Here is a 12,968-nt window from a genome sequence, read left to right as displayed (position 1 = left end):
GTGGGCGGGGTGGGGGCGGGATTCCGTACCGTGGTGGTGTGTACCGGTTCCTGCTCACCCCCCGCTGGTGGGGAATCCACCTCTTCGTCCTCCTCGCCATCCCCGTATGCGTCTTCATGGGCTCCTGGCAGCTGGGCCGTTTCGAGGACCGCGTGCAGTCCCACGACGCCGCCGCGAAGGCCCCCGACCCCGCCACCCGCGCGGCCGAACCCCTCGCCTCGCTGCTGCCCGTGGACCAGCGCACCTCCGGCCGGCCGGCCTCCGCGCGCGGACGGTACGCCGACCAGTTCCTGGTGCCCGACCGCGAGGTCGACGGCCGGCCGGGCAGCTACGTCCTGACGCTGCTGCGGACCGACGGCGGCAAGGCGCTGCCCGTGGTGCGCGGCTGGATCCCGCGGGGCGCCGCCGCCCCGGCCCCGCCCGCGGGCGAGGTATCGGTGACCGGTGTTCTGCAGGCGTCCGAGACGGTCGGCGCGGCCGGGGTGCACGCGCAGGGCGGGCTCCCCCGGGGCCAGGTCGGCATGATCAGCGCGGCGGCACTGGTCAACCTCGTGCCGTATCCGGTGTACGACGCGTGGGTGACACTGCCCAGCGCCGACTCCGGGATGACTCCGGTGCCGGCCAGCGCGCCGCAGAACAGCGGGCTCGACCTCAAGGCGTTCCAGAACCTCGGCTACACCGGCGAGTGGTTCGTCTTCGCGGGGTTCGTGGTGTTCATGTGGTTCCGTCTGGTGCGCCGCGAGGCCGAGGCCCTGGAGGACGCCGAGTTGGGCCTCGTCGAGCCGGACGGGCCCGCCAAGTCGGGCGAGCCCGGCTCGGAGGACGGCGCCGCGTCCGCCCCCCTGGCCGAGACCAAGACCACCTAGGACTGCGCCTGCCGGGCCGGGCCGGCCAGCCACCCCGGCCCCACGGCACCTCCCCGCGCAAGGCCCGCCGGCCCCGGCCCCTCCCCCGCCCTACGGCGTTGTCGAGGGCTGGGCGCTCGCGTCCAGGACGCCCGTCTTGTAGATCGTTCCCGCGCACGCGTTCGGGATCTTCGCCTCCGCCGACGGCGCGCCGGGCTCGGCGACGTGGGTCACCGCGATCGTGCCGTTGGCCGTGTCGGCCGGGGGCCCGGCATCCGTGACGGGCTGGTTCGGGCCGGCGCCGCCGCCCGTGGTGGGGGCGACGATGCCGCTGTTGCTGCCGGAGCCGCCGGTCGACGGGGTCGGGTCGGGTGTCGGGGTGGCCTTGGGGCAGGTGTCCGAGGGGACCCAGGCGAATCGCACCTCGTACGCGCCGGCCGGGGCGAGGACCAGGTGCGCGGTGTCCTGCGAGGGGTCGGGGAGCCCGGGGGCGGGGTCGCCCGCCGCGTGCTCGACGACGGTGATCTTCGCCGGGTCGGCCGCGCCCTGCGCCCGGACGTTGAACCGGCCCACCCCGCCGATCGCGCACCGCTTGGCGGAGGCGTTGACGATGCGGAAGGCACCGTAGACCTTGCCGGTCGCGTCGGGCTTGCCGACCTTCGCCGACTTCACGCTCAGCTCGCCCGGTTCGCAGGCCGGCGAGTCGGCCTTCACGGGCCCGCTGCCCGGGCCGGTCGCGCCGCCGGCGGTGCCGCCGGTCGCGTCCTTGCTGGGCGTGGGGACCGGGCCCTTGGCGCCGGGCGTGCCGGGGGCGTTGCCCGGGTGGGCGGGCCGGCCGCTCTCGTCGGTGCCCTCCACGGTGTCCGACGCGGTGCCGGGGGTGCCGTGCGTGCGCTCGCCGTGCCCGGCGACGGCGGGCTGGTCGCCCGCGCTGCCCGAGGTGTTGGCGACGTGCAGGAACGCGGGCACCGCGGTGGCCACCAGCAGGGCGGCGGCGACGGAGCCGACGACGGCCTGCCGCTTGCGGGCCCGTCGCGCGGGCACCGCGGCCCGCAGGTGTTCGAGCGCGCCCTCCGACGGCGTCAGTTCACCGACCGCGCCGTGCAGGAGCGCGCGCAGGGCCCGTTCGTCGGCCGCGTCGGGGCTCCCCTCGGCGGGAGCGCCGGGGAGAGGGCTGCCGGCGCTGTTCTTTTCCGGCGTCTTGTCCACGAATCCGTATCCAGTCAGGTCGTTCAGGTCATTCCCGGGCCGCTGGTCCGGCCCGTTCACCCCGTGATCCCGCGGCCTCCTGTCGCCGTTCCTGTCGGGCCCCTTCATGCCGTCGCCTCCATGGCGACGCGCAGGGCGGCTATGCCGCGCGAGCCGTACGCCTTGACCGAGCCCAGGGATATGCCGAGCGTCTCGGCGACCTGGGCCTCGGTCATGTCCGCGAAGTAGCGCAGGACGAGCACTTCGCGCTGGCGGCGCTGGAGCCCGCGCATCGCCTTGATCAGGGCGTCGCGCTCCAGCTGGTCGTAGGCGCCCTCTTCGGCGCTGGCCATGTCGGGCATGGGCTTGGAGAGCAGCTTGAGCCCGAGGATGCGGCGGCGCAGCGCCGAGCGCGACAGGTTGACCACGGTCTGGCGCAGGTAGGCGAGCGTCTTCTCCGGCTCGCGCACGCGGCTGCGCGCGGAGTGGACCCGGATGAACGCCTCCTGCACGACGTCCTCGCAGGAGGCGGTGTCGTCGAGGAGCAGGGCGGCGAGCCCGAGCAGCGAGCGGTAGTGCGCGCGGTAGGTCTCGGTCAGATGGTCCACGGTGGTGCCGGCCGCCATGACCTCGTCAGCGCTCCCGCGGGAGGTCGCCGGGGAGGGGACGAGGGCGGCGGGACGGGTGGCGGGCATGGGCGCGATCACCGGCATGCCGCCGGGCGCACCGAGGCGCCGGCGCGGGCGCACTGCCATGGCGCCGCGTGCCGGTACCGCTCTGAAGTCGAGTACCTCTGCCACGCCTGTTGGACACGTTCCTCCCCGTCAGGGTTGTACGCGTACGACACTGTTTTTGGCGGTGCGAAAAATGCCCTCATCCGTACCCGCTCTTCCCCAATGCCCCGATTGTCACGGCACCTTGAGGGGCGACCGCATAGACGCTCCATGCCGGTCTGCGGTTGCAGGGACACGGACATGAATCGTGTAACAAGGCATTGGCGCACTTCAAGTGGTACAGACCAGCGACTTGCTCACAGAGCGTTCACAGATCCTACAAACCGGCGGGACTCAGCGTCCGGTGAATTCGCGGGCCGCCAACTCGGCGATGTGCGCGGCGTTCAGGGCCGTGCCCTTGCGGAGGTTGTCGCCGCAGACGAAGAGTTCCAGCACGTGCGGGTCGTCCGGCGAACTGCGGACCCGGCCGACCCACGTCGGGTCGGTGCCCACCACGTCGGCGGGGGTGGGGAAGTCGCCGGCGGCGGGGTCGTCGAAGAGCACCACGCCCGGCGCGGTCGCCAGGATCTCGTGGGCCCGCGCCACGTCCACCTCGTTCTCGAAGCGGGCGTGCACGGAGGCGGAGTGGGTGGTGACCACCGGGACCCGCACACAGGTCGCGGCGACCGGAAGGCGCGGCAGGTCGAGCAGTTTGCGCAGTTCGGCGCGCAGCCCGAGTTCCTGCGAGGACCAGCCGTCGTCGGCGAGTTCACCGGCCCAGGGCACCACGTTCAGCGCGATGGGCGCCGCAAAGGGCCCGAGGTCGTCGCCGACGGCCCGGCGCACATCGCCCGGGCTGGTGCCGAGCCCGGTCCCGGCGACCAGCGAGATCTGCCGGCGCAGCGCCTCGACGCCGGCCTGGCCCTCGCCGCTGGCGGCCTGGTAGGTGGAGACGACGAGTTCGGTCAGACAGAACTCGGCGTGCAGCGCGCCCACCGCCACGATCATCGCGAGGGTGGAGGCGTGCGGGCTCGCGACGATGCCGCGCGGACGCATCCGCACGGCGTGCGGGTTGAGCTCGGGCACCACCAGGGGGACGTCCGGGTCCATCCGGAAGGCGGCCGAACTGTCCACCACCACCGCGCCCTTGGCGGCCGCGACCGGCGCCCACTGGGCGGCGGTCTCGGCGGGCACCAGGAACACGACGACGTCGGCCCCCTCCAGGGCCTCCTCGCCGAGCGCGAGCACCTCGCACTCCTGGCCCCGTACGAGCAGCTTGCGGCCGGCCGAGCGCGCGGAGGCGATCAGCCGGATGTCGCCCCAGACGTCCGCGTGCTGGGACAGGATCTGGAGCATCACCGCACCGGCGCCCCCGGTCGCTCCGACGACCGCGAGCGCCGGTCTGCGGGTCATCGCCCGGTGCCTCCGTAGACGACGGCCTCGTCGCTGTCGGAGTCGAGGCCGAAGGCGGAGTGCACCGCGCGCACGGCCTCGTTGACGTCGTCGGCGCGGGTGACGACCGAGATGCGGATCTCGGAGGTCGAGATGAGCTCGATGTTGACGCCCGCGTCGGACAGCGCCTCGAAGAAGCCGGCCGTGACGCCCGGGTTGGTCTTCATGCCGGCGCCGACCAGGGAGATCTTGGCGATCTGGTCGTCGTAGCGCAGCGACTCGAAGCCGATGGTCGGCTTCATCCGCTCCAGGGCGTCGATGGCCTTGCGGCCCTCGGCCTTGGGCAGGGTGAAGGAGATGTCGGTGAGACCGGTCGAGGCGGCGGAGACGTTCTGCACCACCATGTCGATGTTGATCTCGGCGTTGGCGATGGTGCGGAAGATCGCCGCGGCCTCGCCCGGCTTGTCGGGGACGCCGACGACCGTGACCTTCGCCTCGGAGACGTCGTGCGCGACTCCGGAGATGATGGCGTGCTCCACCTGCTGGCCTTCCGACGGGGTACGTGGTTCGTTGCTGACCCAGGTGCCCTGGAGCCCGCTGAAGGACGAGCGCACGTGGATCGGGATGTTGTAGCGGCGCGCGTACTCGACGCACCGGTGCAGGAGCACCTTGGAGCCGGACGCGGCCAGCTCCAGCATGTCCTCGAAGGAGATCCACTCGATCTTCTTCGCCTTCTTCACGACGCGGGGGTCCGCGGTGAAGACGCCGTCGACGTCCGTGTAGATCTCACAGACCTCGGCGTCGAGGGCGGCGGCGAGCGCCACGGCCGTCGTGTCCGAGCCACCGCGCCCGAGCGTGGTGATGTTCTTGCCCTCCTGGCTGACGCCCTGGAACCCGGCGACGATGGCGATGTTGCCCTCGTCGATCGAGGTCCGGATGCGGCCGGGGGTGACGTCGATGATCCGCGCCTTGTTGTGGACCGAGTCGGTGATGACACCGGCCTGGCTGCCCGTGAACGACTGGGCCTGGTGGCCCAGGCTTTTGATCGCCATGGCAAGCAGTGCCATGGAGATCCGCTCTCCGGCGGTCAGCAGCATGTCGAATTCCCGGCCGGCAGGCATCGGGGACACCTGCTCGGCGAGCTCGATCAACTCATCCGTCGTGTCGCCCATCGCGGAAACCACGACGACCACCTGGTGGCCGTTCTTCTTGGCTTCCACGATCCGCTTGGCGACCCGCTTGATGCCCTCGGCATCGGCAACGGAGGAGCCTCCGTACTTCTGCACGACAAGGCCCACGTGCGCTCCTCGCTCAATTCATTACTGCGGTCGGCTCAGTTTAACGAGCGGGCCGGAATCGCCCGGGCCGTATCACTTCGTGAGATGTCCCGCTCACTGGATGATCACGACGTTCACCGGGCGATCTCCGGACCGCTCGCGAGGTCCGCCTGCCCGAGCGGTCCGGTTGTACGCGACTTGTGGGCGGGGTCACAGCCCGCGGCGGCCGCGGGGCGCCCGCCCGGGGGCGGCGGGCGCCTACTTCAGGTCGTGCAGGCCCAGCGGGCCCGCGAGCTCCTCGGCCATGACGCGGCCGGCCTCCTCCTCCAGGGAGTCCTCCGTCAGGTCCTCGTCGGTGTCGAGGCCGTCCAGCTCTTCGAGGGGCTGGTTGAGGCGGACGTGGGCGACGAGCGACTGGAGGGCGCGCAGCGCGGCGGAGGCCGTCGAGCCCCAGTTGGAGAAGTAGGAGAACTGCCACCACCACAGGGCCTCGCTGGTGCGGCCCGCGCGGTAGTGGGCCAGGCCGTGGCGCAGGTCGGTGACCACGTCGGCGAGGTCGTCGGAGATCCGGCACGGCACCGGCGCCTTGCGCGGCACGTACGGGTCGAAGACCTCGGAGTACACGTCGATGGGTTCCAGCAGCCGGGCGAAGCGCTCGCGCAGCTCGTCGACGTCGGCCTCCGGACCGAGGTCGGGCTCGTAGCGCTCGTCGGGGACGATGTCCTCGTGGGCGCCGAGCCGGCCGCCGGCGAGCAGCAGCTGGGAGACCTCCAGGAGGAGGAACGGCACGGCACTGTCGGGCTCGTCGCCCTTGGCCACTTCCGTGACCGCGACGATGAAGGACTCGACCTGGTCGGCGATCTGGACCGCGAAGGAGTCCGGGTCCTGGGTGGTCGCGTGCAGCGTTGCGTCAGACATCGGGTCGACCTTCCTCGTGGCCCTCCCGGGCGTACTCCTGCGGGGCGTCATACATCGAGCAGCCGCCTTCCTTCGAAGGCCCGGCCCAGGGTGACCTCGTCGGCGTACTCCAGGTCGCCGCCCACCGGCAGGCCGCTGGCGAGCCGGGTCACCCTGAGGCCCATGGGCTTGATCATGCGGGCGAGGTAGGTCGCCGTGGCCTCGCCCTCCAGGTTCGGGTCGGTGGCCAGGATCAGTTCGGTGACCGTGCCGTCCGCCAGGCGCGCGAGCAGCTCGCGGATGCGCAGGTCGTCCGGGCCGACGCCCTCGATGGGGCTGATGGCGCCGCCGAGCACGTGGTAGCGGCCGCGGAACTCGCGGGTCCGCTCGATGGCCACCACGTCCTTGGGCTCCTCCACGACGCAGATGACCGTCTGGTCGCGGCGCGGGTCGCGGCAGATGGCGCACCGCTCCTCCTGGGCCACGTTGCCGCACACCGCGCAGAAGCGGACCTTGTCCTTGACCTCGAGGAGGGCGTGCGCGAGGCGGCGCACGTCGGTCGGCTCGGCCTGCAGGATGTGGAAGGCGATCCGCTGCGCGCTCTTGGGACCGACGCCGGGCAGCCTGCCCAGCTCGTCGATGAGGTCCTGAACCACGCCTTCGTACAACGGAACGCCTTTCGTGGGTTGTTCTGACGCCTACGGTAGTTGCTGGACGTCCGCCTCAGTAGGGCAGGCGCAGGGCTGCGTGCGCGCGGGGCGCACGCGGCCCGGGGCCGGGGCCTAGAACGGCAGGCCCGGCATGCCGCCCAGGCCCTGGGTGAGCGGGCCGAGCTTCTCCTGCTGGAGCTGCTGGGCGTTCTCGTTGGCCGCCTGGACGGCCGCGACGATCAGGTCGGCGAGGGTCTCGGTGTCCTCCGGGTCGACCGCCTTGGGGTCGATGGCGAGGGCGCGCAGCTCGCCCGAGCCGGTCACGGTCGCCTTGACCAGGCCGCCGCCGGCCTGGCCCTCGACCTCGGTCGCCGCGAGCTCATCCTGGGCAAGGGCGAGATCCTGCTGCATCTTCTGGGCCTGCTGGAGAAGCTGCTGCATGTTGGGCTGGCCACCACCAGGGATCACGTTTCACTCCGGGTCTCGGTAGAACGGGTTCACCGCGGCGGCCACCGGGCCACCGCGTTCGGCACTCCGAGCCTACGTGGTCCACAGGCCCCCTGCTCCGCGACTCTTTCGAGTGATGCGATGCGTGTCCGTATACCTGATCAAGGCCCACTTCCGGGCGGAAATACCTGGATGGCGAGTCCCGGCCCCTCCATTCGGCGGTAGGAATGGCGCTCGGGCGCACCACCGGGCGTTCCGACGCCCGGGCGCCCCGCCGGTGACGGCCGGCGGCACGTCGTTTACTACGTCCAGTACGCCTCGGCGTCCGCGGGCGGGCGGATGCCCGGGTGCCCGTACGTCACGCGATGTCGCAGAGGGTCACAGCAGCAGTGCGGAGGGAGCGGCCGGGTGAGCCAGCCTGACATGCAGCCCGAGGGGCCACCGGGCCAGGCCCGGCGGGACGAGGGTGCGCGGACGGGCGATCTGTCCGGGCGGCCGTTCCCGCTCGGCGACTGGGGCGAGCCCGCCGAGCGCCTCTACGAGCTGTACCGCTGGGTGGAGACGGGCGCGCTGCGCACCGCCGACTGGTACCTCGCGGACCGGCTGTGGAAGCGGCGCGGGGCGCGCGCCCTGCGCTGCGGCACGGCGAGCGGCACGATCGCGGGCGCGGTGCTTCCGCTGCTCGACCTGACGGGCGCGGCGCGCGGGGTCGCGGGCTGGGGCTATGTGTGCCTGCTGCTGGCCGGGGCGTGCCTGGCCTGTGACCGCTACTTCGGGCTCACCTCGGGCTGGATGCGGGACGTGGCGACCGCGCAGGCCGTGCAGCGCCGGCTCCAGGCCCTCCAGTTCGACTGGGCCTCGGAGAGCGTGCGCGAGGTGCTCGGGCCGACCGAGGGCACCGCGAGCGAGGCGGCCGAGCGCTGTCTGTCGGTGCTGCGCCGCTTCACCGAGGACGTGACGGAGCTGGTGCGCTCGGAGACGGCGGACTGGATGGTGGAGTTCCGCCCGGGGCCCGCGCCGCTGGTGATGCAGAGCCTGAGCACGGCGGCCCCGCGCACGGACGGCGCGCCCGGCCCGGGCCGCTTCCCGATGCCCCCGGCCACCCGCCCGAACATGCCGCGCCAGCGCCCGCCGGAGGGGCCCCGCTGAGCCGCCCCGCGGCGGCGGGCTCTCAGCTGAAGATGATCATCGAGCCCTGGGCGAGGCTTCGGGTGGCCGCCGCGTGCAGACCGAGCCACACGTGCCGCTCGCGCGCGAAGGGGCTCTCGTCGTACGGGATGGGTCCGGCCGGCTCCTCCAGGGAGGTCGGGCGGGCCGGGGGCGCGGGCGCGGTGGGCGGATTGGCCGGATCGATGCCGATGGCCGGGCCGACGAACTGCAGCTCCCGCAGCAGTCCCTGCGCCGAGCCGAGCGGGCCGCCGCCCGCGAGCAGCTCCTCGTTGGACAGCGGCGCCGCGAAGTCGACCGGCACATAGGCCCCGGCGTGGTCGTAGTGCCAGACCAGGTGGGACTGCTGGGCGGTCGGCTCGAACATCTCCAGGAGCTGCTCGTAGTCACCACCGAGCTCGTCGACGGGCGTCACCGCTAGCCCGCACAGCTGCAAGAGGTAGGCGCGGCGCAGGAAGTGCAGCGCGTCGTAGTCGAACCCGGCCACCGGCGCCACGTCCCCGGACAGGCCCGGCATGTACGCGAAGACCGGCACGGGCGGCAGCCCCGCCTCGCCGAGCGCCTTGTCGTACGAGGCGATCTCCTCCGCGAACGGATTGTCGGGGCTGTGGCAGAGCACATCGACGAGGGGCACCAGCCACAGGTCACAGGCCAAGACGGGCTCGCTCTCACTCGTTCGGTGCGATGGTCGCAACAGCGTAATGCGCTGGGCACGCTCGGCGAAGAGGGCCGGTCAACTCCCTTGCCGGGGTGACCGGTTCGCTCCGCGGCCCGGTCGGGTGGGTCTACCCACGCGCGGGTCCGTTACTCGGACGCCGTCCCATGGCCACGGCCCCGCTCCCCCCTCGGGGGCTGCGCCCCCGAACCCCCCGTCGCGCCTGAACGGCGCTCGTCCTCAAACGCCGGACGGGCTGAGGTGGCCTGGTACTGCCCAGCACCAGTGCTGCCAAGGGGCGCGGGGAACTGCGCGAGCCAGGCCGGGCTACACGTGCGGGCCAGCACCGGCCCTGCCAGGGGCGCGAGGAACTGCGCGAGCAAGCGGGCACGGTCCGCACAAGACCGACGGGGTCAGGGGCGCGGGGAACTGCGCAAGAAGCGACCACGGCCCGCACACGACAGCGGGGTCAGGGGGCGCGGGGAACTGCGCAAAAAGCGACCGGCCCGCACCGAACCGCCCCCACGCGGAAGCGTGCCCCCGCCGGGGCGGGCCGGGGACCGGCGCCGGGCCGATCCGCCTACCGCACGTCGGACACGTCCCAGATCCAGACCCCGCCCACCCGGGTGCCGGCCCGCCCCCCCAGGAGGCGGGTCACCGTCTCGTACAGCTCGGGGGCGCGCGGCTGCGGGGCGAGGACCAGGACGCCCGCGTGCCAGTACGCGAGGTCGGCGCGGGCCTGGTTCTGCCAGTCGGTGCCGATGTCGGGGACGGGCTTGCCCGAGCGCACGTCGCCGAACAGGTTGGACGTCCAGCGCGGGGAGGCGCCGTAGATGCCGATCCGGTCCGGTCCCCAGGGCCCGTTGAAGTAGCCGCCGGGCACCGGGAAGCCGAGGCCGGTCGAGGACTGCCAGTGCAGGGCCTCGGCCGAGCCGGGGTCGGGCAGCGGCACCGGGACGAGGGATTCGCCGGGGCCCACGTACTGCTTCCACTGGCCGGACGTGATGAAGGCGGGCACCTCGGGGCGCGCGTTCGTCGGGTAGGAGGTCGGCACGACGGGGAGCAGGGCGAGCGCGACGGCGGTGAAGCCGGCCGCCCGCACCGCCCGCGTCCGGCTGAGCGCGAGCCGGCCCGCGCCGAGCGCGAGGAGGGCGCCGAGCACAGGCGCACAGATCATCGCGACCCGGCCCTCGATCACCGACTCGAAGAGCGGCCGGTGGGCGAGCAGCTTCCAGGGCCCGGGGAAGACCACGTCCGTGTACGGGAGGCGGATCTTCTGGCCGAGCGAGAGCACCGCCGCGGCGACACCGGTGAACGCCAGCGCCTTGACCAGCGGCCGGCGCCACAGCCGGACGACCAGGGCGAGCGCGAGCGCCGCCAGCGGCCAGCCGTAGAAGGCGTTCTGCTCGGTGCGGTTGAGGGCCAGCTTGTCGGCGGTGGCCTCGTCGCCCGCCAGCGAGCGCCCGGCGAACTCGATCAGGGCGAGCGGTGAATTGCCCGCGCTGTCTCCGTGCAGCACGCTGTGGTAGCTCTGCGCTCCCGCGAACTGCCGGTACAGCGGATAGGCGACGAGGAGCAGGCACACCCCGAGCGCGTACGCCGTCCCGCGGGCCAGCGGCCGGATCGCGGCGCGCGCCACGTCGCGCCGGGCGAGGGCGTAGGAGAGCGCGAACAGGGCCATGCCGAGCGCGGCGAGCAGCAGCACTTCCTCGCCGAGGAAGATCTGGTACGTGGTGAACAGGCCGAGGACGATCCCGTCGCGGGGCACGTCACGGCCCTCGCAGAGCCGCAGCGCCCGGTCGATGATCAGCGGGAGCATGAACAGGACGCAGAAGTTCGGGTGCGCGGTGCCGTGCGAGATCATCGGCGGCGCGAACGCGGCGAACGCCCCGCCGAGCCCGGCCGCCCAGCGGTTGTCCGTGACGCGGCGGGCGAAGAGCCAGTACCAGGCGTACGCGGTCGCCGATATGCCGAGGGTCAGGACGAGCGCCCAGGTCAGGCTCGGCCCGAAGGCGAGCGTGAGGGGGGTCAGCGGCACCGAGAGGCCCAGCATCGGGGTGTTGCCCATCAGGTTCACGCCGTCGGGGAAGTTCTGGACGGTGGTGAACAGGGGGTCGCGCAGGTGGGCCACGTTGTCCGCGGTGACCGCGAAGAACCACTCCCACTGGTTCTGGTCCTGCATCGAGTCGGTGAGGTAGCTGCGGCCGAGGCCGTCCCACAGGTTCTTGTAGAGCAGGACGGACGACAGCAGGAACAGGGCGCCGAGCACCAGGTCGACGCGGCGCACCGCGCGCGCCTTCAGCCGGGCCAGCTCCCACAGCACCTTGCCGTAGTCGGCGGCGCCCACCTTGGAGCCGTCCTGGTGCGACCAGCGCACCGGTACCTCGGCGACGGGCCAGCCGCGGCGCCGGAAGAACTGGAGGATCTCGACGTCGATGCCCCAGCCGTCCAGGCGGGCGTCGGAGAACGCGGCGCGCGCCTTGTCGCCGTCGAACAGCTTGAAGCCGCACTGGGTGTCGCGGATGCCGGGCACCGCCACGGCGCGGATCAGCCGGTTGCCCATCCGTCCGAGCGTCTCGCGCATCCGGCTCTGGTGGACCTCGATACGGGCCTCGGGGTGGGCCCGCGAGCCGATCGCGGCGGCCGTCTCGTCCTCGGTCATCGCCTTGGCGAGGTGGTCGAGTTCCTCGATGGGGGTGGCCAGATCGGCGTCGGTGATCAGCACCCGGCGTCCGTAGGAGGCGAGCACCCCGAGCCGCAGGGCGTGGCCCTTGCCGCGGTTGGTGTCGCTGACCACGACGCTGATGCGGGGATCGCGGGCCGCGGCCTCCTTCGCCACCCGTACCGTGTCGTCGGCCGAACCGTCGTCGACGACGATCAGCTCCCACGAGCAGCCGTCGCCGAGGTGGGCGCGGATCGCGTCGAGGGTGGGCGCGAGGCGCAGCTCCTCGTTGTAGGCCGGGACGACGACGCTCAGTTCGACCTGTCCGGCCGGATCGGTGATCACCGCGGGAGCCGCTCCGCCCACATCAGGGATTCGTCGTTGTAGGCGGCGATCAGCGCTCTGGCCGCCTCGAAGTCGCCGAGGGCGAGCGCCGAGACGACCTCGCCGTGGCCGGTCCACAACCAGTCGCTCAGCTCGCCGTGCGCCCGCAGGTGCGGCACCGCGAACACCCAGCTCTGCATGCGGAGCCGGTGCAGGAAGTCGGAGATGTAGGTGTTGCCGGCGAGCGCGCACAGCTCCCGCCAGAACCGCAGGTCGTAGCCGACCAGGATGTTCAGGTCGCCGCAGCGGGCGGCCCGCGCGGCCTCTTCGCCGCGCCGCCGCACCGACACCAGGGCCGGGCCGTGCGTGTCGAGCGAGCCGGGGGCCGCGGCCCGCCGGAACATTCCGTCGACCACCAGGGCCCGGGCCTCGACGATGCCGCGGTAGTCCTCGACCGTGAACACCCGCACCCGGAAGCCGCGGTGCTGGTCGGAGTCGAGCAGGCCCTGGGCGCAGAGGTCGACGAGCGCCTCGCGCACGGGCGTCGCGGACACGCCGTACTGCTCGGCTATCTGCTTGACCGTGAACTCCTCGCCGGGCTGCATACGCCCCGCGAGCACCTCGTCACGCAGTGCGTCCGCGATCTGCTGTCGAAGGGTGCTGCGGGTGACCGCTCCGCTCGCGGGCATGGCTCGCTCCCCTCCTCCGGCTCCGGGCCACCTTATGGGGTGCCCCGGAAACCGGACAAAGG

The 12,968-nt window shown here is 72.7% G+C and carries 12 protein-coding genes; 2 read left to right on the top strand and 10 right to left on the bottom strand.

Features of this window, described 5'->3' with window-relative positions:
• Window positions 1-38 precede the first annotated feature (38 nt).
• The gene (locus ACGF3I_RS19540) at window positions 39-866 is read left to right on the top strand and encodes an SURF1 family protein (RefSeq protein WP_393133639.1); all 828 of its coding nucleotides are present in this window, start codon (window positions 39-41) and stop codon (window positions 864-866) included.
• A gap of 90 nt (window positions 867-956) precedes the next feature.
• Here the strand turns inward: ACGF3I_RS19540 and ACGF3I_RS19535 are convergent, their stop codons facing one another.
• The 7 genes from ACGF3I_RS19535 to ACGF3I_RS19505 all read right to left on the bottom strand — a co-directional run bounded on the left by ACGF3I_RS19535 (window position 957) and on the right by ACGF3I_RS19505 (window position 7,430).
• The gene (locus ACGF3I_RS19535) at window positions 957-2,114 is read right to left on the bottom strand and encodes a hypothetical protein (protein WP_393133637.1); all 1,158 of its coding nucleotides are present in this window, start codon (window positions 2,112-2,114) and stop codon (window positions 957-959) included.
• A gap of 44 nt (window positions 2,115-2,158) precedes the next feature.
• Window positions 2,159-2,788, bottom strand: coding sequence for a SigE family RNA polymerase sigma factor (locus ACGF3I_RS19530; RefSeq protein WP_393133850.1), 630 nt, complete (start codon window positions 2,786-2,788; stop codon window positions 2,159-2,161).
• A 312-nt stretch (window positions 2,789-3,100) separates the two neighbouring features.
• Window positions 3,101-4,159, bottom strand: a complete 1,059-nt coding sequence (locus tag ACGF3I_RS19525) for an aspartate-semialdehyde dehydrogenase (RefSeq protein WP_393133635.1) — start codon at window positions 4,157-4,159, stop codon at window positions 3,101-3,103.
• Window positions 4,156-5,436 carry an aspartate kinase gene (locus ACGF3I_RS19520; protein ID WP_393133633.1) on the bottom strand — a complete coding sequence of 427 codons (1,281 nt, stop codon included), beginning with the start codon at window positions 5,434-5,436 and terminating at the stop codon, window positions 4,156-4,158. Before ACGF3I_RS19520 ends, ACGF3I_RS19525 begins: the two co-directional genes overlap by 4 nt.
• Before the next feature lie 237 nt (window positions 5,437-5,673).
• Window positions 5,674-6,333, bottom strand: a complete 660-nt coding sequence (locus tag ACGF3I_RS19515; protein ID WP_393133631.1) for a DUF5063 domain-containing protein — start codon at window positions 6,331-6,333, stop codon at window positions 5,674-5,676.
• A 47-nt stretch (window positions 6,334-6,380) separates the two neighbouring features.
• Window positions 6,381-6,980 (bottom strand): recombination mediator RecR, encoded by a 600-nt coding sequence (gene recR, locus ACGF3I_RS19510; protein ID WP_393133629.1) that lies wholly within the window; start codon window positions 6,978-6,980, stop codon window positions 6,381-6,383.
• Between the two features lie 114 nt (window positions 6,981-7,094).
• The gene (locus tag ACGF3I_RS19505) at window positions 7,095-7,430 is read right to left on the bottom strand and encodes a YbaB/EbfC family nucleoid-associated protein (protein WP_393133627.1); all 336 of its coding nucleotides are present in this window, start codon (window positions 7,428-7,430) and stop codon (window positions 7,095-7,097) included.
• A gap of 387 nt (window positions 7,431-7,817) precedes the next feature.
• Between ACGF3I_RS19505 and ACGF3I_RS19500 the strand changes: the two genes are divergently transcribed.
• Window positions 7,818-8,558 carry an SLATT domain-containing protein gene (locus tag ACGF3I_RS19500; protein WP_393133625.1) on the top strand — a complete coding sequence of 247 codons (741 nt, stop codon included), beginning with the start codon at window positions 7,818-7,820 and terminating at the stop codon, window positions 8,556-8,558.
• Between the two features lie 22 nt (window positions 8,559-8,580).
• On the opposite strand, the gene ACGF3I_RS19495 is transcribed toward ACGF3I_RS19500, so the two are convergent.
• From ACGF3I_RS19495 to ACGF3I_RS19485, 3 genes are all read right to left on the bottom strand, one after another.
• Window positions 8,581-9,231 (bottom strand): hypothetical protein, encoded by a 651-nt coding sequence (locus ACGF3I_RS19495; RefSeq protein ID WP_393133623.1) that lies wholly within the window; start codon window positions 9,229-9,231, stop codon window positions 8,581-8,583.
• A gap of 580 nt (window positions 9,232-9,811) precedes the next feature.
• Window positions 9,812-12,238, bottom strand: a complete 2,427-nt coding sequence (locus ACGF3I_RS19490; protein WP_393133621.1) for a dolichyl-phosphate beta-glucosyltransferase — start codon at window positions 12,236-12,238, stop codon at window positions 9,812-9,814.
• Entirely contained in the window at window positions 12,235-12,906 is a 672-nt protein-coding gene (locus ACGF3I_RS19485) for a GntR family transcriptional regulator (RefSeq protein ID WP_393133619.1), read from the bottom strand. Before ACGF3I_RS19485 ends, ACGF3I_RS19490 begins: the two co-directional genes overlap by 4 nt.
• Window positions 12,907-12,968: the final 62 nt, after the last annotated feature.

The organism is Streptomyces sp. NPDC048111 (assembly GCF_043202815.1).
Lineage (GTDB): Bacteria > Actinomycetota > Actinomycetes > Streptomycetales > Streptomycetaceae > Streptomyces.
This window is presented reverse-complemented; position numbering and strand designations above follow the sequence as displayed.